Below are 23,867 nucleotides of genomic sequence, written 5' to 3' on the forward strand. Positions count from 1 at the left end.
CGCCCTCTCCTTTCTACCTTTGATGAGACGCCCGGTTAACCCTGGCGAAGAAGTAAAAGATGATGCCCAGAAACAGCAGCACGATCATCAAATAGATCCAGGCCAGCGCGCTGGACAGGCCGTAGTTTTGCGTGTTCACCTTCGCGATGATCGGGTTGGAAGGGAACGTGAACAGGTCGACGACGGTGTAGATCAGGTTCAGCAAAATAAAAGGCGTCAGACCTGGCAGCGTAATTTTCCAGAACGTCTCCCACGGGTCCGCCCCGTCGATCCGCGCCGCTTCGTATACCGAGAGCGGAATCGTCTGACGGCCTGCCAGGAAGATCAATATTTGCACCCCGGAATACCACAGGACGAGGACGAACGAGTTGATGACATTGATGACCGGCGTCGCCCAGGAATCCGGCAAATATTCCCGTGCGTATTCGGCGATGGCGAACTGCTCGACGAACGAGAGCGTGCCTTCGCCCTGCGTGATGAATTCCTGAATAATTTGTCCGGTGGAAAAAATGACCGGGAGGAAGAAGATGGCACGAAACCATCCTCTACCCCAAAACTTCTGATTGAGCAAAATGGCGATCAGCAGCGAAAACACGACGATGACGGGAATCATGATGACGGCCTGCCGCAGGAACGGAATCAGGTCGTTATACAGGAGACCGCCGTCCGCCAGCAAAATTTCGCGGTAATATTGAAATCCCACCGGCGTATATTCGATGCCGCTTGCCGTAATCTTGACCCGCTGAAAGCTCATATACAAGGAATACGCCAGCGGGAACGCGATAAACGCGATAAACCCGAAGATCCACGGCGCAATGAACAGACTGCCTTCCAGCTTCCGCTGAGTGACCGCATTTAACCGGAATCTGCCCTTTATCATTGGCCGCCACCTCCCGTCAGTACGATAAAGTCTTGCGCCGGCACGTTCAGACCGCCGCCCGTGTAAGGCGCCGTATCATAGTTGACGATAATCCGCTTGCCGCCCTCGTAGGTCGTCTCGAACACTTTGGGGGCCAGGTTGCGGTGATTGACGATGAACTTGTTCTGTACATCGCCGAGCGCTTCGTTATAGCGCTGATATTCCTCGACCGCCATCGTTTCCCAATCGCGGTAGTTCAAGCTGTAATACCAGATCCAGAAGGCGCCCTTCATGTCTTCCGACTCCGCATGGGTGAAAATAAACGACGGGTACGAGCCGTACTCGATGCTGCGCAGAAACTCGTTGCGGTATTGGTCCCGCATATTGGCCCAATCGGACGTATAAGTCACGAGCCCGTGCAGCGAGATCTGCAGAAACGGCACAGGACGGTCGATGAACAGGTCGTACGAGTAATCGTCATCCAGCCGGTGCAGATGGTTCGCCTGGCCGATCGTGTAAATGTTCGGCCGCTCGACCTGCACGCCGCCGAGCGTATCCTTAACCGACTGCAGCATCCGCTGCTGCGTCTTCATCGTCTCCGAACGGGTCGACAAATAGCGGTTGTTGAAGTCGCTGTCGAGGTTACGGCCAATGCCGTCCTCGAAATACAAGCCTTTGGCGCCGAGCTCCTTGAAATCCGGCAAATCCTTGTTCAGGATCACTTCGCTGTATTTGGGGCTGACCATCGTGACCAATTCCCGGTTGGCGAAGCTCGTGTATTCCAATACTTGCCCGGCCATATTGCGCATGCCTTCGTATCTGCCGCTGAAGCTGTCCTTGCCGTTGTTGTTGATCGTATAGTTGACGCCGAGATAGACCGGAATTTGCAGCGAATCGGCGAAGCGGATGAATTGCTTCATGCCTTCGTTGCCGCCGAGCCGCTTGTCGACCGGGAACAGTCCGCCGAAGGAGCTGTACCCGCCCTTTTGCCAGCCCAAGTAGCGTATGGACATATTTTCGATGCCGAGACCGTACAGCCGCTTCACCATCTCCGTCGCCTGGGCGGTTGTCGTTCCTTCGATGTAGCTGTCCCAGACGAGGCCCTTCTTGATGTCGGCGCCGACGATATCGAGGAACAGCGGCAGCTTGTTGCCGGTAACCTCCAGCTTCTTCAGGCCTTTCGTCTCCATTAAATATTGGCGGTAACGGGAAGCCATTCCGACATAGCTGCTTTGCTCGCCGTTCAACAGGAAATATTTGGTAACCCGTTCATTGCCGTTAAACCGCTCCTTGCTGTACGTATAGAAGCCGGTGTTCGCCTTGCGGCTCGTATTCTGATAAAACTTGATCCGATACTGCAGCTCCGGCGTGATCCAGTTGAAGACGCCGTAAGCGCCGGACGGCGAGGCGAACAGCTTGTTGTACTCCTCTCCGCCTTCCATCACGGCCACCATCGCCTTGTCGCCGTTTTTTACCCCGAAGACGGGAATTTTCGGCATCAGCCGATCGGTGCTTTCCGAGAAGAACGAGGCGTCGTTGCCGTAGATGCTTTCGCGGTACACCGATTTGTCGTTCGTGCGGTTCTCCTTGAAATCAATCAGCGCGCCCGAGCCGTCCGGCACGAACAGGTACCCCTCCTGCCCGGAGGACGGCGCGGCGCCGAACATCGGGTACAGCTTCAGGTTGAGCAGGCTCAGCTTGCCTTCCTCAATCCCGTCGTCGAACACCTTCGTCTCGACAGCATCGCCGTTGAGCTTCACCTCAACCGGAATTTTGAACCCGCTCGTCTTGAAGTCGAAGGTCAGTTTGAAGCCGCCGTCAATCTTCTGGAAGCCTTCCACCGCTCCCTTGTCCTCGATGAAGCTGATCAGCTTCGGCTGGGATTTGTGGTTGGCCATATCGATGAATTCCACGATGATCGGAGAACGCAGATTGTTCCTCCAGGTGCCCTGAATCGTTTCCTTCGGCCAATCTTCCGGCGACGGGTACGAAGTCCAGACCGCTCCGCTCCGTTTGTCCTCGACGCGAAAATGGCCCGAACGGCTATCGACCGACAGCTTCAGCTGCGCCGTCTCCGCTACCGGCTGGAACGCCGCAAGATCCGGCAGCTCGCTTGCCGCGTTCGCCGCTCCCCCCTGCGCAGGCGCTTGCCGGGCAGGCTGCTGCCCAGCTGCCGGCTGCTGCGCGGCGGCAGCTGCTTGCCCGTCTGCCGGCGCCGCCTGCTGCGCGCTGCCGCTGTTCTGCGGAGCCGACTCCGCCGCCGTCGGCGTACCGGATTGCGACGCGGTATAGCCTAGCCCCAGCGCCACGACCAAGGCGATGAAGCCGGCCAGCTTTTTGCGCTTATGTCTCATCGGATGGTCACCTCCTGGTACACCGAATAGAAGAAGTCTTTAAGCTCGCTGCTGAGGCCGAAGGTGATGAAAATCAGCACGCCGAGCAGCGTCATCGTCACAAGCGACAGGAACAGGTTCATCACCGTCTCGCCCACGCTGTAGTTTTGGGTCGCCTGCACGTTCCAGAACATCAATAGAGCTACCCAGATCAGCATGGCTGTATTGAGGAACGAATAGATCGCGCCTTCGCTGAGCGTCATGAAGTTCGAAACGAGCGTCAGCGGCAGTCCGACCAGCACGAACGGCACCATCGCGTAGGCGCTGCCGAACGCCACATCCCGGAAGCGGCCTTCCCCGCGGTAAATCGTACTGATCAAATAGTTGGATACGACCCAGCCGACCCACAGCATCAGAAATTGCAAAAAGACGGATACGAGGCTGATTTCAAGCACGTAGCTCGCGTTGAACGAGAAGCTCGTGAAGCCTTTGCTGATCGAGTAGGACACCATGGCCGCGACGAGAATGATCAGGCTGCTCCACGCACCGCCCTTCGATTCGTAACGGAGCGCGGTAAAGCCGTCAAGCGGATGCTTCAAAATGTACAAAGCATGCTTCAGCTGATTGACCAGCTCGAAGCGCGAACGCCGCCCTTTTCGGCTCTTGCCCCGCCTGCTTTTGCGCAGGTAGCGGTTGGCTATCAGGTAAATGACGGCAGCGGCGATGACGATGTTCATCAGGGTGCCGAAATGCTGCTGGAACCACTGCAGGCGGATTTGCCAGAAGGCGTCGGAATAGCCCTGCTGGTGCCCGGCATCCAGGAACAGCTTTCTCGCTTCCTCGTAATCGCCCTTCTTGTACGCCGCTTTCGCCAGCCCCAGCATCGCCGGTGTATAATAGGCGTTCAGACGCAGCACTTCGCGCCACGGCTGCTCGCTCTCTTCGTAGCGTCCTTCCTGCGTCAGCCGGTTCGCCTTGTGAACGAGCTCGCCGAACTCCGACAGCCGGAACCGCTGGATGGAGCCGTTCTCTTCGTCCAGGATGAACAGCTCGTTCCTGGAGTTGTGGTCCAGCGCGGACGGGGATTTGATCATCCCGAGCTTCGTCGTGGCGGCCGACTGCTCGCCGGACCAGAAAAACAGCAGGTTGCCTGTCGCGTCATACTGGTTCAAGTATTTCAGCGACGAGTCGATCACGGTAATGTTGCCGCCGTTGTCGACGGCGACGTCGCTGAGCTGCGGAAGCTTCTTATCCTTCGGCGGAAAACGCACCTCGCCGAACGTCTTCTCCGTCCCCTCCATCGAATATTCATTCTTGGCAGAGAGCAGGTCCTTGCCCGCGATATTCAGCTTCTTGATCTGCGCCGTCTCGATATCCTTCGTCACGGTATAGACGAATCCGTTGTCGTCCACCGTTACGCTGGCGACCGAGCCGGGCAGCTTGCTGATCTCGCGCAGGTACATTTCGCGCGTGTACAGAAGCCGCTTGATCGAGTCCATCACGGAGAAGGCGGTCTTGTTCGCCCCGAAGAAGCTTTGGAAGTTGCCTTCGGAGTCCATCTGCAGAAGCCCCTGGTAACCGCCCAGCGTAGCCACGTACAGGAAACCGCGCTTGTCGACGATCAGCTTGATCGGGTCGTACTTGAACGATTCCGGCAAAAATTTCGAATCCGGCCGGCCGTATTCCTTCACCAGCTTGCCGTCCTTGTCAAGCCGGAGCACCCGCTTGTTGCCGGTATCGGCGATATAGATGTCGCCGTTCTTGTCGACAAAGACGCCTTCCGGCTTGTTGAGCGGGCTTTCCGGGACAGCGATGATCCGAACGAGATCGCCCTGTTCGTCCAGATGGACGATCCGGTTGTTTCCCGTATCGGCGACATAGATGTGATCGTTATGGTCGATGAACAGATCCTTCGGCTGCGCCATCGGCGAGAATACCTGCTTCGTCGGATCGTTCTCATCCGGCAAATAAATATCCCGGCCGAGCACTTCCACCGGATAGTACGCGGACTGCGTCCATACCAGCCGGCCGTAGTTGTCTTTAAAGTTCGTATTATACGGTACGTAAGCTGAGCCCCCCGCCGGGAACAGGACGGCAGAGGCGATCAGCGCGGCCATGAACAAAAGCACGGTCCGCCGACATAGCCGATATATGGATAACGACATCGGGCTCCCCCTTTTCCGTCGGTTATTTGATTCCGGAGTGGGCCATCGTGGCGATGACTTTGCTTTGGAACGCAAGGAAGATGATCAGGTTCGGCAGGAACATCACCATCGCCGCGGCCGCAGCCGCCCCTTGCCTTGCGACGTTGTTGGCCAGGTTGTTCGTCAGCGTCGTCAGGAAGAACGGGAAGTTCTTCATCTCGTCGTCCTGCATGAACAGCGTCGACGTCTCTACGTTGCTCCACGAGCTCTGGAACGTCAGAATCGCCACCGTCGCCACCGCCGGCATGCAGATCGGCATGGCGATGCGCAGGAACGTCGTGAACTCGCTGGCGCCGTCGATCCGCGCCGCCTCGAGCAGCTCGTTAGGCACCTGGTCCATAAACTGCTTCATCAGGAAGACGCCGACCGGCATCGCAATGATCGGCAGAATATGGCCGAGATACGTATTCATGATGCCGAGACTGCTCACCACGAGATAACGCGGAATTTGCACCGCCTCCGGCGCGAACATCAGCGTCAAGAGAATCATCGCGAATACCGCCTGGTGCCCCGGGAACCGGTGCTTCGAGATCGGGTAGGCGCACAGGGCGCTGACGATGACGACGCTGACGACCGACAGGCCGGAGATCACGATGCTGTTGAACAGGTAGCGCGTAACCGGCACGGTCGAGCTCGTCGCGACGAGGAACAGCTCCACGAAGTTCGAAAACGACGGCTCCCGCACGAAGATGTTCGGCGGATAGATGAACAGCTCGTGATACGGCTTTAAGGCATGGTTGAAAATATAGACGATCGGCAGCAGCATGAACGCTGCCATCAGAATAAGCAGAACGGTCAATATTTTTTGAAAGCCGTCCATGCGGTTCAGCTTCGATTTTTTCTTGAACCGAAACGCTTGTTTCCACTTGGCCACCGCGCTGCGCATTACTCATCCTCCTTCGTGCCGAACAAGCCCCAGGACAGCTTGTTGGACAAATACATGATGATCAGCAGGAACACGGACACGCATGCGGCATAGCCCATCTCGAACCGGATGAAGCCGTAGTCGTCGATATGGTTGATGATCAGGTGCCCCGCATATTGCGGAGTCGGATTTTGTCCGGACAATTCGACGCCGATCGCTCCCGCCTTGAAGGTCGATACGATCGCCATGACCGCCCCGAACAGCATCTGCGGCTTCATCGAAGGAATCGTAATGTACCAGATTTCCTGCAGACGGCTGCTCATGCCGTCGATTCGGCCCGCCTCGTACAGCTCGGGGTTCACGTTCAGGATGCCGGCCAGCATGGCCAGGAAGCCTACGCCCATACTCGACCACAGCGTAACGACCATCATGGAATTCATCAAATAAGCTTTGTCGGTCACCCAGAGCTTCGGTTCGTCCAGAATGCCGAGCTCGAGCAGAAAGCTGTTGAGATAACCGATCCGGTCGCCGGACAGAAGCGGCAGCCAGACGATCGACATGGCGATCCCCGCCGTCAGCGACGGGGTGTACATCGCCAGCGCTATCCACTTGCGCGATTTGGCCGGCAGCTGGCAGATCAGCCAGGCCAGAATGAACGATGCAATATAGCCGCCCGGCCCGACGATCACCGCGAATTTGAACGTGTTCGGAAGCGCGTATTTCAGGAACAGCAAGTCTTGCGAGATCAGGTACTGGAAGTTTTTCCAGCCGATGAACGTCGGCGCCTGAATCGCGTTGAAATACGTAAAGCTGAGCACGACCGCCGCGACGACCGGGATCAAGATGAAAGCAATAAAGCATAGCATGAACGGCATGATGAACAAGTACGACAGCCGGTAGGACCATATTTCTTTCAGCAGCCGCTTGAAGCGGGTCGATACCGGCGCTTTGACCGGCGTGCTGGCAGCAACCTGCGCCCGGTTACTTAACATAGGCTTCCACCCCTTCCCACGGTTTGTTCACGACGGGCAAATCCATCGTCTGCTTCACGTTCCCCGCCTCGTCGACGAAGCCGAATTCCTGCTGCTTGCGCCTCAGCTCGCGCTCGATATCCATCACCGCAATCTCCAGCGACGAACGGTAGTTCATTCCGTCGACGACCGTGCGGTTCCAGGCGTTCGTTATTTCCCGGGGCACGAAGTAGCTGCCCGGCAAGTTTGGCATCTCTTTGTACCAGCTCCACTGATGCAAAATGACGTTCGCGTCCTCCCGCTTCCACGGCAGCCGGGTAAAGGCCTCGATGTTGGACGTATTCCAGCGGAAGGCGACGCCGTTGAACGCCTCGAGATCGGAGCCGTAGCGGTCCTGCACCTCGGTGGAAATCCACCATTTCAGAAACTCCCACGCCTGCTCTTTTTTCTCCGATTTCGCGAAAATGACGCCCGTGTTTTGCCCGCCGCCCGCCCAACGGGCGACCGTGCCGTCCGGCTGAAGCGTGCCCGGCAGCGGAGCGATGCCCCAGGAGCCGTTCAGCTCGGGAGCCGCAGCGGAGAGCTGCACGTACATGTTGTAGTCGGAGATGCCGATCGGCATCGTGCCTTTGCGGAAGTGCTGCAGGAAGCTCGGCACTTCCCGTTCGATGGCGTAAATGTTGAACATATCGGTCCACTGCTGGAACGCCTTGAACGCTTCCGGCGTGTCAAGGGCGGTTTTCAAGCCGTCCTGAGTGAAAAACTCGGCGTTGTTCTGATAAAAATACATCATGAATTCTTTAGGGTTAATATAGAAATTCATATAGTTTTGCTGCAGTGTCGGCAGCATGTCGTAGACGTCCTGCCACGTGTCCGGAATCGACAGGCCGAGGCGGGATAAAATGTCCTTGCGGTAATACAGCACCTGGAACGACTGCGTCTCCGGCAGGGCATAATAGCCTTTGTTGTAATAGAAGCCGAGCCACGAGCCCGGGCTGAACTGCTTGTAGACCTCCGGAAAATCCGGGAATTTGGACAGGTCGTACACGCTGCCGCGAATCGCGTAATCGACCGGCAAATCCTGCGTCAGGCCGAGCGCCACGTCCGGTTGAATGCCCGCCGCATTCGAGAGAATGAGCAGCTGCGGGTTCGGCAGCAGATTGACCTTGACCTTGATGCCGGTCTCCGGCGTGAACATCTCGTCGGACAGCTCCTGCAGCAGGTTGACATAGTCGCGCCCGCGCTGCACCCAGACGTTCAGCGCCTCGGGATCGAGATCGCTCAGTCTCGTCTTCGGATCGAACGAATAGAAGAAGTTTTTGACCATGCCCGTCAAGCGGGTGAGCAGCGACGCCTCCATATCCGGGAACTCGCTGCCGGAGGGAACGATATAGATTTCGTCCAGCTGCAGCGGCTGCTGCACGAGCGTTTCGATATAGCGGCTGACCTTATCCTGCATCGAGGCGATATCGTCCGTATGGTACGGGATGTCGTCGACCTTCTTGAGCAGGTTCTCGATATCCTTGACCGTCGTGCCGAGGCCCTGGCTGATATTGTCCTTGCGGCCGTTAACCTCCAGCATCTGCGCTTCCAGCGAGCGGAGCAGCTCCGCCACCTTCGTCAGCCGTTCCGGCAAATCCGGCATGTCCTGGGCGATCCGCCAGGTCCGGTTCCGATCGTCCACGCCGCCGGTGAGCGACCGCAGGTCCTGGGTAATTTCGCCGAGCAGGTCGGTCGCTTCCTCGATGCCTATGATGATCGGCTTGAACGGCGCGTGCGTGACAGCCATCGAGAGCGTATGCTCCCCTGCCTCCAGGTAAAAATCGAACGGTTTGCCCGCTTCATCCGCCAATACTTTGCCTCGGTAGGCCGTATCGTAATCGAAGCGGTAGGTGAGGAGCTCCTGGAACGGCACCTTGCCGTCGATCTTGATCGTGCGGAAGGATGCCTTCTGCGAGATGAAGCGCTGCAGCGCCCGCATGCCGATCTGATAACGGCCGCTCTCCGCCACCTTGAAGCTCCAGGTAATCTCCTGGTTACGATTTTGCCAGCGCGTGCCGCCGACGTTGTTGAAGGTGATTTTGCCTTTGGCCAGCGGCACCGAGCGCTGATCCGTATCCGAGACGAGCTGAATGGCCGAATCGTTCTTGGCAGCCATGTCCTCGGCCTGGATCAGGATGAGCTCTCCGCCGCTTGCCTCCTTCTGCGGATAGGCCTTCGCCACCTCCGCATACGGCTTCAGCTCATCGCGCGGCACGAGACGGAACGATTCGATGGCGACCGGCTCGAAGCCTTCCACCCGCAGCGTATGAGTCCCTTGCGAGAAATACCATTGCAGCGGCTCGGCGTACGCGCCTCCCGCATCCTGCAGCGATACCGTCATCCAGTCGCTGATATCGAGCGACTTGGGGCGAATGTCGTTGCCGTCGTCGTCCTGCTTGATCGGGCGATCATCCCGCCACGTCCGGTTCAGCGTGATGGAGGTCGCTTCGCGGAACGGCCTTACTCCGTCCAGCTTCATGTCCCACACGATCGGCCGGCGCATGCCCTTTTCTTTGGAGGGGCGGTACGTCACCTGAATTTCGTACAGCCCGTCGCTCGGAACGTCCACCTGGTATTCCACCCAGCTGTTCTTGGTCCCCTTCCAGATCAGCGCCTGCCTGCCTTCATGCGAACCGACCGTGATATCCGCGCCTTCGGACAGCGCCGAATACTTCGTCGCATCGATCGTGACGGCGGAGGCTCCCTTCCCGATGCCCTTCTCCTGCCAGCCCTTCAGCACCTCCGAGTAGTACGGTTCGAATTCGTTCGGCTGGATGGTCTGCTTCGATGCCCCGCGGGCTGCCGGCTGCGCTGCGCCGCTTGCGGGCTGCTGGGCAATCTGCGTCTGGGCCGGCTGCTGCGCATTGCCGGATGACGCCGGCAGCGTCGCCGCTCCGGTGTAAGGCAGGACGGTGCTCAGCGCGAGCACACCGGTCAGGGCCGCAACGAGCCGGCGCTTCGATTTCCTTGATTCATGCCCTTGGCGTTGCAATCATTCTCCCTCCCCCGGCTTTCCTGCGGAAAGCCGCATCTTTAGCATGCATTAATCCGTGAACCGTTCGCCCGTCTCCGCATGGAAGAACAGCGCCTTCGACATATCGACGGCCACCTGCACCTTGTCGTCCTCCGCGTAGTGATAGCGCGGATTGACGCGGACGACCAGCATCTTATCCTGACCGATATCCAAGTGAAGGTACCGGTCCGCGCCCATCAGCTCGCTGAGCTTGTGCGTGCCTGGAATCACCGCCCGGGGATAGGCCTGGAACATGATTTCGTCGAGACTGGCGTGCTCCGGCCGAATCCCGAGTGTCACCGTGCGGTTGATCTGCTTGTGCTGCCTTAGCGAGAACGCCTTGCTCTCGGGAATTTCCAGCAGGAACCGCTGCGTGTGGAATTCCAGCTGCTTCGTCTTGTCGTTCTCGAGAATGCGCCCTTCGACGAAGTTCATCGGCGGCGATCCGATGAAGCTGGCGACGAACGTGTTGGCCGGATACATGTAGATCGTCTCCGGCGTATCGACCTGCTGAATGACGCCGTCCTTCATGACGACGATCCGATCGCCCATCGTCATCGCTTCGATCTGGTCGTGCGTAACGTAGATCATCGTTACATTCAGCGATTTCTGCAGCTTGATGATCTCGGTGCGCATCTGCACGCGCAGCTTGGCGTCGAGGTTGGACAGCGGTTCGTCCATCAGGAACACCTGCGGCTCGCGCACGATCGCCCGGCCGAGCGCCACCCGCTGGCGCTGACCGCCGGACAGCTGCCGGGGCTTGCGGCTCAAATACTGCTCGATCTCGAGCACGCGGGAGGCGCGCTTCACGCTGAGATCGATCTCATGCTTCGGCAGCTTCCTCAGCCGCAGGCCGAAGGCGATGTTTTCGAACACGCTCATATTCGGATACAGCGCGTAGTTCTGAAACACCATCGCGATATCGCGGTCCTTCGGCGGCAAATCGTTGACCAGCCGGTCGCCGATATAAATCTCTCCCTCCGATATATCCTCCAGCCCGGCGATCATGCGCAGCGTGGTCGACTTGCCGCAGCCGGAAGGGCCGACGAACACGAGAAATTCCTTGTCCTTGATCTCCAGGTGGAAATCCTTGACGACCGGCAACTTGTCTTTTCCATACCGTTTGTACACATGATTCATTAAAATTCTCGCCATGAGTTCGCCCCCCAGTTCATAGTGGTACGATGTTACGTATTATTGTAATCGAAGCGTTGTGAAGATGGTGTGAAGATTGCAAGCCTTTTCAAAATAGGCGCCGATGACGAGCGATGCCTCGTCATCGGTCGTCACCTGCGGTATGGAAAATTCAGCGTTTAGATAGCGCTGAATTTTCAAGGTAGCTTTTGCAAAGACAAGCCTATTAAGGCGTATGCAGCCAATCTGACAACGATTCCAAAAATAAGTGCGGCGCGAACAGCGCTTAACCGACCGAAGGTTGTCGCCGCCGCATCAGGCGCTTTTCCTCATCGCCTTGGTTTCCCCCGCTGTCGCGACCATTATACGGCGGCAATCTCATCGTATGCATACAAAAAAACAGGGGTACGCGTCCCCTGTTTTTTCGCCTTCTAATGTTCCTTCCCGCGTCCCGTCCCGGCCCTTGTATTCCCGCTGTCGGCCGAGCCCGCCGTGCGAGTCCAGCGCGACGAGAGCGGATGCGGGCAGTCGCTGCCCGCAAGCTTGGCCCGCACGGCGACGATGCAGCCGCAGTGCATGCACGTATGTCCTTGCCACAACGAGTCGCAGCCGCTGCAGGCGGCCAGCCGGTCCCGGTACACCTCGTCCGGCACGGCCGCCGCGCTCTGCTCCAGCTTCCGAAGCAAGCGCCGCACGTCTTCCTCGGACACGCGGACAGACCGCTCGCAGCCTTTGCAGGCTCCTTGCCGCTTGGCCAATCCGCCTGCGTCCATCCTACGCCTCCAGCGTCAGCACCGCGACCGATCGGGCCGGCAGCTGCGCAGTCAAGACGCCGCCTGCGACGGCGGCCCCGTCGAACGGCACCGGATGGACCGCGTCGGGCTGCGCGAACGTGTTGTGCGCCTGGATGGACGGACCTGTCAGCAGCCGGCCTGACACGCGCCGGTTGTCCGTCAAGCCTCTTAACTGGACGGACAAGTCGGCTGCAGCCTCATGGTGCAAATTGCACAGGCTGATATGAATGCGCCCTTCGGCGTCGCGGGAAGCGGACAGGCTGACCTGCGGAATGCGCTCGCCACCGAACTCGTAATCGTCCGACTTAAGATGCACGTCCAGCGCCTCGCCCCCCTGATGCACCTTGAACATCTCGAACACATGATACGTCGGCGTCAGCACCATTTTGGCGCCCTCGGTCAGCACCATCGCCTGCAGCACATTGACCGTCTGGGCGATATTCGCCATCTTCACCCTGCTCGCATGCTTGTGGAAAATATGAAGGTTGACCCCTGCCACCAGCGCGTCGCGCAGCGTGTTCTGCTGGTACAAAAAGCCCGGATTCGTGCCCGGCTCGACATCGTACCACGTGCCCCATTCGTCCACGATCAGGCCGATCCGGCGCTCGGGATCGTATTGATCCATAATCGCCGCATGCTTCGCGATCAGCTCGTCCATGAACAGCGTCTTCTTCAGCGTCGTGAACCAGTCCTGCTCCGTAAACTCGGTAGCCGAGCCCTTCTCCTGCCACGTCGGGCCGGGCACGGTGTAATAGTGCAGACTGAGCCCGTCCATGAACCGCGCCGCCTCGCGCATCAGCACCTCCGTCCAGCGGTAGTCCCCGCTGTTCGCTCCGCAGGCGATTCTGTAGATTTTGTTGCCGCCGTAATTCCGCACATAAGTCTGGTAATGGCGGTACAGGTCGGCGTAATATTCCGGCCGCATGTTGCCGCCGCAGCCCCAGTTCTCGTTGCCCACCCCGAAATAAGTCAGCTTCCACGGCTCCGCCCTGCCGTTCTGCCGCCGCCAATCCGCCATCGGCGATTCGCCGTCAAACGTCATGTACTCGACCCATTCCTGCATCTCCTGCACCGTGCCGCTGCCGACGTTGCCGCTGATGTACGGCTCGCAACCGAGCAGCTCGCACAGCAGCATGAATTCGTGGGTGCCGAAATGGTTGTTTTCCACGACGCCGCCCCAATGCGTATTGACCATCCGCTTTCGCTGCTTGCGCGGCCCGACGCCGTCCTTCCAATGGTATTCGTCGGCGAAGCAGCCGCCGGGCCAGCGAAGCACGGGCACGTTCAGCCGCTTTAACGCTTCCAGCACATCGCTGCGAATTCCTTGCGTATTCGGTATCGGAGAATCTTCCCCGACCCACAATCCTTCGTAGATGCAGCGGCCCAAATGCTCCGCAAAATGGCCGTAAATGTTGCGGTTGATCGTCGCTTTGACGACATCGGTTTGAATGATGGCATTCGCTTTCATCAGGTTGACCCTCCCCGGGAAAATGTCGTTTTGCCAGCCCTTCCAAAACAGCGGCGCGAGCGGCGGCCGTCGGGCCGCCGCTATAGGCGGTTACGGCCTCGTCCGCACCAGGCGGATCACATTCCAGGACGCCTTGGGCAGCGCCGCCTCCAGCTTCCCGTCCGAGATCGCCGCATTGCCCCGATTGTGCGGCTTCACCCGCTCTTCCTCCTCCGTGTTGACAGCCTTCAGGTCGTCATGCTCCAGCACCAGATGCTCGGCGACGCGGTAGCCCGCGAACTGGCGAACGTCGCATTCCAGCTGCAGCGGCGCGTCCAGGCTGCGGTTGACGGCGAAGACGGTAAGCGCCTCCTGCTCCTCGTTCCATACGGCGGCCGATTCCAGATACGGCACATCCGTAAAATCCTTGCTGTCATAGACGGGCGACTTGATGACAGGCCGCAGCGATACGCCACGCCCGTAGACAGATGCGTGCAGGTACGGATAGAAGATCGTCTGCCTCCAGCTGCCGCCGCCGTTGCGGGTCATGATCGGCGCGATCACGTTGACGAGCTGGGCCATGCAGGCGATTTTCACGCGGTCGGCGTGCTTGAGCAGCGAGATCAGCATGCAGCCGACGAGCAGCGCGTCCTCGAAATTGTACACATCCTCCAGCTGCGGCGGCGCAATCGTCCACTTCTCCAGCTTCTTGTCCTGATCGTGGGAATGGTACCATACGTTCCATTCGTCGAACGAGAGATACATCGTTTTCTTGCTGCGCTGCTTCGCCTTGATATAATCGCAAATGGATATGACCGCTTCGATGAAATTGTCCATATCGAGCGACCGGGCCAAATAATTCGGCGTATCATTGCTGCGGTTACCGTAATACGTATGCAGCGAAATGTAGTCGACATGCCGGTATGTAAGATCCAGCACGGTCGCCTCCCATTCGGCGAAGGTCGGCATGCCGCGGTTCGAGCTGCCGCAAACGACAAGTTCGATCGACGGGTCGACGAGCCGCATGACGTTCGCCGTCTCGGCCGCCAGCCGCCCGTATTCCGCTGCGGTCTTGTGGCCGATCTGCCACGGGCCGTCCATTTCGTTGCCCAGACACCATGTCTTGAATCGGTGCGGCTCCTTGTAGCCGTGCGAAATGCGCAGGTCGCTGTAGTACGATCCGCCGGGATGGTTGCAATATTCCAGCAGATTGCGGGCGTCGTCGATGCCGCGCGTCCCCAGATTGACGGCCATGTTCACCTCGGCCCCGGCCTTCTTCGCCCAGTCGGCGAATTCGTTCGTGCCGACCCAGTTCGGCTCGATCGTCCCCCAGGCGAGTTCCAGCTTGCGCGGGCGCTGCGCCACAGGGCCGACGCCGTCCTCCCAGTTATAGCCCGAGACGAAATTGCCGCCGGGATAACGGACGAGCGGCACCTGAAGCTCCTTGACGAGCCGAAGCACGTCCTTGCGAAAGCCCTGCTCGTCCGCCTCCGGGTGATCGGCTTCGTAGATGCCTCCATAGACGGCGCGCCCGAGATGCTCGATAAACGAACCGTAGATGCGGTTGTCCACTGGCGCGATCGTGAATGCGGAATCCAGCACCATGGACGCTTTCAGAGGAGTGGTCATCGGTCTTGTCTCCTTTTGACATTAATATTTTTATTAATTCATTAATATTATCTTTAATCATTATGCTGTCATTCGCCTCCCTTGTCAATCGAAAATTCGGCTTCGCCGCCAAATTCCATAGCGCCGAAGCTCGCCGGGAAATGCGCCTTCCGTGTCCTCGAAGCTCTAAAGCAATAGGAAAACGTCTATCGTCATCCATTCAGGGATGAGCGACCGCGGTTCAGCGGTTATTTTTCTTGGTACAAAAAAATCGCACTTCGCTTTAAGCTTATAGCGATGTTAAGTTTTCTGTAACGTTAAGAAAACCGCTCCATGACTTGGGCAAAGTCACCAGCGGTTTCACGTTGTGGGGCCGTTATCCGAGCTCAAACCGCCGGGCACGGCTTAAGCAGCATAAATCGCGGGCTCATAGCAGGCCAAGCGGGCGAGATTTCTGGAACCTTCCGGATCGTAATATCATCTCTCAATCCTTTCTAACGCAAGTGACGAACGCTATTTTTCTCACTCCTCTCTAACGCAAGTAACAAACGCTATTTTGCGAAATCGCAGCCTTTGAAAAATGTAACACAACTAGGGAGCGCTATTTTGTCAAAAACACGGAATCAGGTAGCCAAACTTGCCAAATAAGACTGCTCACTTGCGTTACAATTTCAAATCGATGGTTTCGAGTGAAATAAGCTCCGTGGCTAGTGTTAGCTTAAGGTCTGCCCGACAAAGCCCGGCAAAACGTGAGCCCACGGCCCGCAACGCGGGGCTAGCAACGCGGGGCTAGCAACGCGAGGCTAACAACACAAGGCCCGCAACGCGAGGCTAGTAACGCATGGCTACAAAACGAGGCTTGCAAAACGTGAGCTCACGGCCAGCGGAGCGCTAATCGAAGGGCTGGCAAAGCGAGCCATCCATTCCCGGCAGCTCGGGTCCGCCTATCGCAAGTGCCGGCGACGTTCCTTTGCAGAGAACGTTAAGCAAGCACTTTCGGCTTGGCAGCGATCCGGAAGCGAGCCGCAAGCCGCTTCTAATACCATGATGCTCTAGGACAGATTCGTTTCCCTGCGCCGGGAAGTCCTATGGCCCGAAAATTGATACGTTCTATCATTTTGAAAAATGCCTGCTGAAAATTTTCAACAGGCTGAACCTTGTCTTCGGTAATGGTCCGCTCCCCGATCATCAGGTTATACGCCCCTCCCCGGGCACATGAGGCATATGAGCCGACGAATCCTGCAAAAAATGCAACATTTTCCGGCTCCTTCGAGTCAATGGACAGGGAATGTTGTATTTTGCGCAACATTTTGGGCGAAATTGGCTGCAAAGCAGGGAAAACCGCCCGAAATGTTGCACGTTGTGCAACATTGAGCCGCGAATGCGGGGCATTTCCCCGTTTTTGTTGTACAAAATACAACAATTGCAGACTCTCTTGAAAATAGCCCAGGGCGGTGCGGCCCATTTTCACCATCTGATGGTGCTGCGCCAGCGGCATGGACGTCTCTCTTGAGAATTCGGCCCGCGGATGCCGCCAAATTTTTCAGCGGAGTCGCCTCTTCAACCAAACATCCGCTTAAAAAGTCATTGACCGGCGTATACAGCCAAATGATGAAAGAAAGCGGACTGCCTGTCGGCACCTTAAGCACCGTGCATAGGGTTGACGCGATGCCGGCCAGCCAGAGCGTGATGAAGACGGCAAGCTGGCCGATTCGCCTGGAACGAACGAGAGACGGCAGATCGAGCGCTATAAAGCACGCGGCAACGAGCATAACGGCAAACAAGCTCTTCATTCGGCCTCACTCCTTGATGTCGCCCTGGAGCGATTCGTCGATGAGCCCGATCCGGTCGATATGCACGGAGGCTTGATAATGAACGGGCAGCGTCTGCAAATAATTTTCGCGCTGCTCCTTCAGCTTCTCCCACACCTTCGGATAGGACTGATAAATCAGTTGGCCATACCCCATAATATCGGTATTGTATTTCTCAATAATATGCTTGGCCGCATTTTCCATAAGGTAAATGAGACGCTCTTCCGCCTTCTTCTCCAATTTTCTGATGACCCGGTCGTCATCCAGCTTATCCGTGCTTTGGGAAGCCTGAATATTGAGTGTAGCGCGGACGGAAATGTAAATATTCGGTTGCCCGTTGATCATTTTGACTTTCCGCTTGGTGGAAGTCCGGATCGCTTCCATGACGATGACTTTTCCGTCCTCCCCTTTCACCGTACCAATGCTTGACCTCACTTCATCCATAATATAGTTATAACCTATCGTCTCCTCCTCATCGAGCCATCCGACCAGCTTGTCCTTTTTAAAGACAGCGAGCCCATGAAACTTCAGGCTTGCTCGGGGCTTCGTGCTTTTCAGGTTTTTCTCGTCCCCTTCTACGGTGCGGTCGCCGACAATCTGGATCCCCGACAGCGCGACGTTTCTCCCCTCGGCTACCAGACGGTCGACCAGTTTATCTACAGTGACGGGCGAGGTTCTGGCGGTTGACTCGGATGAAGTCTCCAAGGAATAAAACAGTCGGTTGGCCGGCAATTTGTCCAGCGGCGCCAAAAACCGCAGCACCTCGGAAGCTTCGGCATCCCGCGCAACGACGACGAAGAAATCCGTCCGCGGTTCGCGGCTTCTTACAATGACATCAAGCACCGGGGCGATGCCGGAGCGAGCCAGCTCCTCGCCAAGCACCAATACGCGGATGTGCCCCAGGTAACTGGACCTGGAGCTCAATAAAGTGAATTCATGCAGCGCTTCAAAAATGTTTTTAACTCTGAATTCGTAAATGGAAACCGGCATTCCTTCCTTATTGGAGGAGGTTGTGGCGATTTCCGAAGGGACGACCACCTGCATTGTGACCTTGAAGTGGTCCCCCACTTTATCGAGTCCGTACCCCAGGACAAAGGCGAGCTCATTGAGCTTTTTTCTTTCCCAGCAGCCGCTAAGCAGGGCAGGCAGCATAATGATCAGCATGAACCCGCATAAAGTTGCTTTCAACCGTTTCATCATGGCTTGCGGTCCTCCTGTCCGGTCTGTCCTTGCCGGGTGACATTGCCGGAATCCGTCTGCTCGGGCCTTGCCCTCAGCTTCGGCCACGGAAGGCGGAATACGGAACCCTTCATATCGCCTGGAACATAAGGTCCGATCGGACTCATATAGGGCATTCCGAAAGAGCGCAGCCCCCACCAGGTGCAGCACGACGACAAACAGGCCGAACAATATTCCGAACAGCCCCTTAAACGCCCCCAGCGCCGCTCAGGACGCGCGAGGCCATCGGGTCCTGGATTTCCTGACAAAATGAACGATCAGCAGCGCCCCGTCCACCAGGATAGCTACTTTTCCTTCCAGGATTCCCGCCGCGATCGTATCGGGACGATCGGTATTGTGTATCGTCGGAAACGGGGTCATGGCCGTATCCTGAATGAATTCTTTTTGTTGGCGACATGGCGCTGATCTCATCCGCTTCTGCTGCGAATTCATGGGCTGGAGGCGGCGACTTCAGTCCGGATGCACCGGCCGGCTGCTGGCTGGGCTGCCTGCTGACAGGCCGCTCGCGATGGGGCCGGCATGTCCGTTTTTTCTTGTTTCTCTGAAATGTTACTTTTCTATCCCGAATGTCAACGTTTCCATTTTGCCGAATGTTTTTGTTTTTGTTGATTTATTTTTGAAAGCATTATAAGATACTGAATGAGGGGGGAATGATGGAAATGGCAAATTTCATACATTTTTCTGCTGCCGAGAACCGGCCGACAATCCCCGGCATTCTGATCTCGGGCCGGTACAAGCGCCCATACGGCTACAAAGTCAAACGAAGCCAAGGCACGAAGGATTATTACCTTACCTACACGCTGTCCGGACGCGGCTGGTTCTACAACGGAGAGGAGTACCGGGAATGCCGCGAAGGCGACGTCTCGATCATTACGCCGGGCACGCCACACTATTACGGAACGGCGGAAGGCGCGAGCTGGGAGTTTTACTGGTGCCACTTCGTCCCGCGCGAGCAGTGGATGAATCTGCTGCAGTTTCCCGAGCCGCTCAAAGGCATCAAATGGACTCATATCGAGAACCGCTCCCTGGCTTCCAGGCTGTACAGCGCCTTCTCCAACCTGGTCCGCTACAACGCCGAGACGGACGCCTTCGCCGAACGGCTGTCGCTGAACGCCCTGGAGGAAGTGCTGCTCCTCATCTCGAAGAGCATCGCCGACAAAACGCAAAATCTCGATCCGCGGATCGAGGAGGCGATTCATATTTTATCGCAGCATTTCACCCGCTCGCTCACCGTCCCGGGGATCGCCGCCAAGGTCAATCTGTCGCCATCCCGCTTCGCTCATTTGTTCAAGGAGCAGACAGGCGAAGCCGTTATGGAAATGCTGATCAAAATTCGCCTCCGGCACGCCAAAAAGCTGCTGGAGCTGACATCCATGTCCGTCGCCGAAATCGCGCTTGAAGCCGGTTTCAACAATCCGTTTTATTTCACCCGGCAGTTCACGTCCTTCTTCGGCTGTCCCCCCGCCACCTACCGCAAGCAAAAGCAAAACGTGCATACGCACGCTTGAATAGTCCGAGGCAATAAATAGCGCCCCGCCCTTTCTCTGCGCAAGCAGAAGAAGGAGCGGGGCGCTGCTTGCGTCAAGCTTCTTGTTCGGCGAGATGGCGGCTCATCCGCAGCGCCTCGATGCCGGCCAGCATGACGATGCCGATGCCGTGCGTATCGTTCAGCAGCCACGACAACTGGTCCTTGTAGTACAGCGGGGAGAAGGAATAGCCCGAGCCCCGGCAGACGCCGTAGACGTTGCCGTTCTGATCGATCGAGCGCCGGGTCATGCCGTGCCAGCCTTTCATCACCGCCGCGATGTACGGCTCTGCCTCCTCCAGCCAGCCGAAGCGGACGCCGCGGGCGAAGGCGTACACGAACATCGACGTGCACGAGGTCTCCTCGTACGACTCGGGAAGCGTCAGCACCTGATGCCACAGGCCGTTCTCGCCCTGCAGGCGCAAGTAGCCTTCGCACAGCTCGCGGAAGAACGCGATCAGCTCCTCCCTCAGCTCGTGATCGGCCGGCAGCACGGCGAGCAGCTCGGTCAGCGAGAACAGCACCCAGCCGTTGCCGCGGCCCCACGGCACGCCGTTCGGCTTGTCGAATTTGAAGTCGTAGACGTGATGCATGATCTTCAGGTCGGGCATGAACAGGCGCTGCTTGTACAGCAGAAACTGCCTGGCCGCATCGTCGATATATTTGCGCTCGCCTGTCAGCACGTAATACCGGCACAAAAACGGCGTGCTCATGTACAGGTCGTCGCACCACATCGTATCCTTCATGAAATCGGTCGTACCGCGCACGCGGAACAGCGCACCGTCCTCCGTGCGATCCTGGACGTTGGAGATGTAATCGGCGATCCGGTCGACGGATTCCCGCGCGCCCTTCAACTCGCGCTGCCCCATGGCGAGCACCGTCGTCGCGCCGAACGAGCCGCAGTCGTCGAGGCTGTCGATCGCCGCCAGCTGATGGTTGATGCCCGGGGCGCCGTACCGCTTCATGTCCCAGCGCGCATAGCGATCCATCGAGGTGCTCAGCTCGATATGATCGAGCACGTAATCCACGTAATCGTCCCGCTTAAGCTCCACGCCCGTCTGCATCAGGCCGTAGAGCGTTACGCCGAGCGGGTAGTTCCACTTGCCGAACATCGGGTTCTCCAGGTACGGCCTGACCCGCATGCCCGGCCGGTCGGCGCGCCAATAGACGCCTTCGCCGCCGTCGTCGAACACCGTATCCAAGGCGCACCACTGCTCGGGCCGCAGCTTTGGCAGCTGCGGGAACGGCCCTGCGTACAGCCAGGTACCCGCAAGCCCCAGCACGGGATGCGGCGGAATGAATTCCGCTTCCCCTTCCTTCAGTTCAAGGTCAAAGCCCCATCCTGCGCCGGGGCATTCCGACTGCACGAGCAGGTCGTGCTCGCCGAACGGAAGCGTCAGCGGGATCGCCATCTCCCCGCTGCCGCTGCCCTCGTACACCTTCTGGCCGCTTAGCAGCACGGTCAGCTTGCCCGCGTGGCGCCCCTTAAGCGTCACGGACCGGCGCGCCGCCGTCTGCTGGCGCAGCTTCGTCCAGGCGACGGCCGCCTGTCCCTCGCGGGCGCCGAACATCCGCTCGAGCGGACTGAGCGCCTGCTCGCGCTCGCTCCAGGCCGCCTCCGGATACCAGCGGATGTCGGCATAAGATGCCGCATCGTCCTCCTGCGGCAACGCGGCAAGGCGCTCATCGAGCGGCTCGCTGTATATCCAGCCCTCCTGCCCTTCGCGCTCCGCCGTCGGCGCCAGGAAGTGCAGCGGCGCCCCCTTGATCGAGCCGGTGCCGAAGCGGCCGCCGCAGCCGGTGCCGGTCTTGTAGAATTCCAGCACGAAGTGATTCCAGCCTTTGCCCAGCCGCGCCCGGAAGCCGGTTTTCCGGTCGGGAAACACATCGTCGTTCAGATTCGACTGGAACTTGCGCTCTCCGTTGACGAAAATGCGCACGGGGCCAAAGCAGCTGACGCTGAAGCCGAGCTCGCTCTCCTGCTCGCTCCACAGCTTGCCCCATACATAGACGAACTGCCCTATTTTCATGTGAGGCAGCCTCTCGTCCACGTTCATCACATAGCGGTAATCTTCGCCGCGAATGAAGCCGTCCTCGCAAAATGTCCGAAAGACGAGCGGATGCTTCGGATGCGCGCCGACATACCGGTCGGCAATCGTCGTCAACGTCTCTTCGATCCGGCCGTGAAATTTGGCCGCGATCGATTCTTTTTCGTGAAAGTAGCTCATCGATTTTCTCCTTTCGCCATAGACCCGGCCGCCTGCGCCAGCGGCACTTCCCCGCCGGGGTACAAGGTCGAACTGTACAGCCTTTTCGTCTGAGGCAGCGGCACGCCGGGCCGCTTCGCCGTCAGCCCGTCCGGCTGGCTGGCATAAATGAAAGCCCGCTCCTGCCCGTATACGACGACGTTCTCCCTGCCGGCGCCAAGCAGATCGGCATGCACGACATAGCCGTCCTCAGGGAACACCGTCACCGGGTTCATCTCCCCGTCGTACAGCGTCGGAGTTACGCCCCCGCCCCGGCGGTAAGCCAATATGTAGTCGAGCGGTCCGTCGTCCCAGCCGGAGATCGGCTCGATGATGGTAAGCCAGCCCTTCGTCTGGCGGTCTTCCTTCCACAGCTCGCGCCCCTCCGCGTCGAGCAGGAACATCCCGTCCTTGCCGTTGGCATTGCCCCGCACGATGCGGTCGAGACCGGCGATCTGCAAGCCGGGCATATCGCCGCGGAATTTGCCGAGCGCAACGTGCTGCGATTCGACGGAGCCTTCGTAGCGCCACAGCTCCCGGCCCTGCGCGTCGTACATCACCGTCACGCTGCCGCCAATGACGATCTCCGGCTCGCCGTCGCCATTCACGTCGCCGACCCAGATGCAGTCGGCATGATCGTCAAGCTCGCGACACGACCACAGCTTCCGTCCGTCGTGATCCAGCATGTCGTAGCCGGCCATCACCTCGTCGCGCCCGTCGCCGTCGAAGTCATATACCCACGGGAAATGCCCCGTGTTTCCTTCGTGCGTCCACAGCAGCCGAAAATCGCGATCGAGCGCCCACATTTTCTTATAGCGGTTTTTCAAAATCATATCCTGCGGCCGTCCCGCCCCTGTCAAGTCGGCAATCACGATGCAGTCGTGCGCCTCCGGATCGGGCAGCTCGTACCGCTGCTTCACCTTGCCGGTCGCTCCGTCGAGCACCAGGAAGCGCTTGCCCATCACGCACAGCACCTCGTTCGCGCCGTCGCCGTCAATGTCCCATATTTGCGCCGGATAGTCGGAGCCGGGCCCTCCCGCATTCGGGTCGGGCTCGCCAACCTGCCACAGCATGCGCCCTTCAAGGTCGTACGCCGTCAGGCACTGCACCTGATGCGGCACATAGCGGTCGTCGATGCCGCCGTCGGCTTGAACCATCAATATTTCCATCCGGCCGTCGCCGTCCAGGTCGCCGAGCAGCATCTTGCTGCGCAGTCCGGCGGCCGACAAGTCGATCGTTCCGAGCAAATAGGCAGAGTCGCCTGCTGTCATCCTTCACCAGCCTCCTTGTTCACTACTGCCAGCGGCAGTACAGTTACTATCATAAAGGAACTCGGCCTCTCATCATATAAACGATTCTGCCGTTTTTCGGCCGCCATGCGCGCGCAGCAAGCTTCGGCGCGGCGCGGGCGCGGGGGCGCTGGCTCCGGCGCCACGCGGGGCGAGCGCGAGGACGCGGCCAGGGCGCGGCGCGGGGCGGGCGCGGGGGCACGGCCAGGGCGCGGCCAGGGCGCGAGCGCGAGGACGTGGCCAGGGTGCCACGCGGCGCGAGCGCGAGGACGCGGCCAGGGCGCGGCGCGGCGCGAGCGCGAGGGCGCGGCCAGGGCGCCACGCGGCGCGAGACCCGGCGCGGGCGCGGCCAGGGCGCGCGGGCGCGAGGACGCGGCCAGGGCGCGGCGCGGGCGCGAGGACGCGGCCAAGGTGCGGCGCGGGGGCGGGGGCGCGGCCAGGGCGCGAGCGCGAGGACGTGGCCAGGGCGCCACGCGGCGCGAGCGCG

15 protein-coding genes and 1 pseudogene are annotated in these 23,867 nt (G+C 58.8%); 1 reads left to right on the top strand and 15 read right to left on the bottom strand.

Annotated elements, in window-relative coordinates:
* Positions 1-13: 13 nt before the first annotated feature.
* From F591_RS0118940 to F591_RS32940, 13 genes and pseudogenes are all read right to left on the bottom strand, one after another.
* The gene (locus tag F591_RS0118940) at positions 14-880 is read right to left on the bottom strand and encodes a carbohydrate ABC transporter permease (protein WP_019536194.1); all 867 of its coding nucleotides are present in this window, start codon (positions 878-880) and stop codon (positions 14-16) included.
* A complete protein-coding gene (locus tag F591_RS0118945; protein ID WP_019536195.1) occupies positions 877-3,213 on the bottom strand; it encodes a DUF5696 domain-containing protein in 2,337 nt (778 codons plus the stop codon). Before F591_RS0118945 ends, F591_RS0118940 begins: the two co-directional genes overlap by 4 nt.
* Entirely contained in the window at positions 3,210-5,357 is a 2,148-nt protein-coding gene (locus F591_RS0118950; RefSeq protein ID WP_019536196.1) for a YIP1 family protein, read from the bottom strand. The genes F591_RS0118945 and F591_RS0118950 overlap by 4 nt, the downstream gene beginning before the upstream one ends.
* Before the next feature lie 22 nt (positions 5,358-5,379).
* A complete protein-coding gene (locus tag F591_RS0118955; protein WP_019536197.1) occupies positions 5,380-6,282 on the bottom strand; it encodes a carbohydrate ABC transporter permease in 903 nt (300 codons plus the stop codon).
* Entirely contained in the window at positions 6,282-7,253 is a 972-nt protein-coding gene (locus F591_RS0118960) for a carbohydrate ABC transporter permease (protein WP_019536198.1), read from the bottom strand. The genes F591_RS0118955 and F591_RS0118960 overlap by 1 nt, the downstream gene beginning before the upstream one ends.
* Positions 7,243-10,266 (bottom strand): extracellular solute-binding protein, encoded by a 3,024-nt coding sequence (locus F591_RS0118965; RefSeq protein WP_019536199.1) that lies wholly within the window; start codon positions 10,264-10,266, stop codon positions 7,243-7,245. The genes F591_RS0118960 and F591_RS0118965 overlap by 11 nt, the downstream gene beginning before the upstream one ends.
* 51 nt (positions 10,267-10,317) lie before the next feature.
* Positions 10,318-11,442 (bottom strand): ABC transporter ATP-binding protein, encoded by a 1,125-nt coding sequence (locus tag F591_RS0118970; protein ID WP_026326731.1) that lies wholly within the window; start codon positions 11,440-11,442, stop codon positions 10,318-10,320.
* A 410-nt stretch (positions 11,443-11,852) separates the two neighbouring features.
* On the bottom strand, positions 11,853-12,194 hold the full coding sequence (locus F591_RS28495; protein WP_019536201.1) for a DUF6171 family protein: 342 nt from the start codon (positions 12,192-12,194) through the stop codon (positions 11,853-11,855).
* Between the two features lies 1 nt (position 12,195).
* Complete coding sequence (locus F591_RS0118980; protein ID WP_019536202.1) at positions 12,196-13,683, bottom strand: alpha-N-arabinofuranosidase; 1,488 nt, start codon at positions 13,681-13,683, stop codon at positions 12,196-12,198.
* 90 nt (positions 13,684-13,773) lie between these two features.
* Complete coding sequence (gene arfA / locus F591_RS0118985) at positions 13,774-15,291, bottom strand: arabinosylfuranosidase ArfA (protein ID WP_019536203.1); 1,518 nt, start codon at positions 15,289-15,291, stop codon at positions 13,774-13,776.
* Between the two features lie 1,015 nt (positions 15,292-16,306).
* Positions 16,307-16,768: a hypothetical protein gene (locus F591_RS31580; RefSeq protein WP_019536204.1), complete on the bottom strand. Its 462-nt coding sequence runs from the start codon at positions 16,766-16,768 to the stop codon at positions 16,307-16,309.
* A gap of 301 nt (positions 16,769-17,069) precedes the next feature.
* Positions 17,070-18,281: a Ger(x)C family spore germination protein gene (locus F591_RS0118995; RefSeq protein ID WP_019536205.1), complete on the bottom strand. Its 1,212-nt coding sequence runs from the start codon at positions 18,279-18,281 to the stop codon at positions 17,070-17,072.
* Positions 18,278-18,704, bottom strand: a pseudogene (locus tag F591_RS32940) (spore germination protein); the annotation flags it as partial. The pseudogene F591_RS32940 and the gene F591_RS0118995, both read right to left, overlap by 4 nt.
* 275 nt (positions 18,705-18,979) lie before the next feature.
* Here F591_RS32940 and F591_RS0119010 point away from each other — a divergent pair.
* Positions 18,980-19,828, top strand: a complete 849-nt coding sequence (locus F591_RS0119010; RefSeq protein WP_026326732.1) for a helix-turn-helix domain-containing protein — start codon at positions 18,980-18,982, stop codon at positions 19,826-19,828.
* A gap of 73 nt (positions 19,829-19,901) precedes the next feature.
* On the opposite strand, the gene F591_RS0119015 is transcribed toward F591_RS0119010, so the two are convergent.
* Together F591_RS0119015 and F591_RS0119020 are read right to left on the bottom strand one after the other, a co-directional pair.
* Positions 19,902-22,073, bottom strand: coding sequence for a glycoside hydrolase family 88/105 protein (locus F591_RS0119015; protein WP_019536209.1), 2,172 nt, complete (start codon positions 22,071-22,073; stop codon positions 19,902-19,904).
* Positions 22,070-23,362: a hypothetical protein gene (locus F591_RS0119020; protein ID WP_019536210.1), complete on the bottom strand. Its 1,293-nt coding sequence runs from the start codon at positions 23,360-23,362 to the stop codon at positions 22,070-22,072. The genes F591_RS0119015 and F591_RS0119020 overlap by 4 nt, the downstream gene beginning before the upstream one ends.
* Positions 23,363-23,867 lie beyond the last annotated feature (505 nt).

Origin of the sequence: Paenibacillus ginsengihumi DSM 21568, from assembly GCF_000380965.1 — a bacterium.
Lineage (GTDB): Bacteria > Bacillota > Bacilli > Paenibacillales > NBRC-103111 > Paenibacillus_G > Paenibacillus_G ginsengihumi.

Excerpts from the sequence above, each read along its gene's own strand:
- arfA (WP_019536203.1), bottom strand. The coding sequence starts at position 15,291 with ATGACCACTCCTCTGAAAGCGTCCATGGTGCTGGATTCCGCATTCACG.
- F591_RS0119010 (WP_026326732.1), top strand. The coding sequence starts at position 18,980 with ATGGCAAATTTCATACATTTTTCTGCTGCCGAGAACCGGCCGACAATC.
- F591_RS0118945 (WP_019536195.1), bottom strand. The coding sequence starts at position 3,213 with ATGAGACATAAGCGCAAAAAGCTGGCCGGCTTCATCGCCTTGGTCGTG.
- F591_RS0118940 (WP_019536194.1), bottom strand. The coding sequence starts at position 880 with ATGATAAAGGGCAGATTCCGGTTAAATGCGGTCACTCAGCGGAAGCTG.
- F591_RS28495 (WP_019536201.1), bottom strand. The coding sequence starts at position 12,194 with ATGGACGCAGGCGGATTGGCCAAGCGGCAAGGAGCCTGCAAAGGCTGC.
- F591_RS0118995 (WP_019536205.1), bottom strand. The coding sequence starts at position 18,281 with ATGATGAAACGGTTGAAAGCAACTTTATGCGGGTTCATGCTGATCATT.
- F591_RS31580 (WP_019536204.1), bottom strand. The coding sequence starts at position 16,768 with ATGCCGCTGGCGCAGCACCATCAGATGGTGAAAATGGGCCGCACCGCC.
- F591_RS0119015 (WP_019536209.1), bottom strand. The coding sequence starts at position 22,073 with ATGAGCTACTTTCACGAAAAAGAATCGATCGCGGCCAAATTTCACGGC.
- F591_RS0119020 (WP_019536210.1), bottom strand. The coding sequence starts at position 23,362 with ATGACAGCAGGCGACTCTGCCTATTTGCTCGGAACGATCGACTTGTCG.
- F591_RS0118970 (WP_026326731.1), bottom strand. The coding sequence starts at position 11,442 with ATGGCGAGAATTTTAATGAATCATGTGTACAAACGGTATGGAAAAGAC.
- F591_RS0118950 (WP_019536196.1), bottom strand. The coding sequence starts at position 5,357 with ATGTCGTTATCCATATATCGGCTATGTCGGCGGACCGTGCTTTTGTTC.
- F591_RS0118960 (WP_019536198.1), bottom strand. The coding sequence starts at position 7,253 with ATGTTAAGTAACCGGGCGCAGGTTGCTGCCAGCACGCCGGTCAAAGCG.
- F591_RS0118980 (WP_019536202.1), bottom strand. The coding sequence starts at position 13,683 with ATGAAAGCGAATGCCATCATTCAAACCGATGTCGTCAAAGCGACGATC.
- F591_RS0118955 (WP_019536197.1), bottom strand. The coding sequence starts at position 6,282 with ATGCGCAGCGCGGTGGCCAAGTGGAAACAAGCGTTTCGGTTCAAGAAA.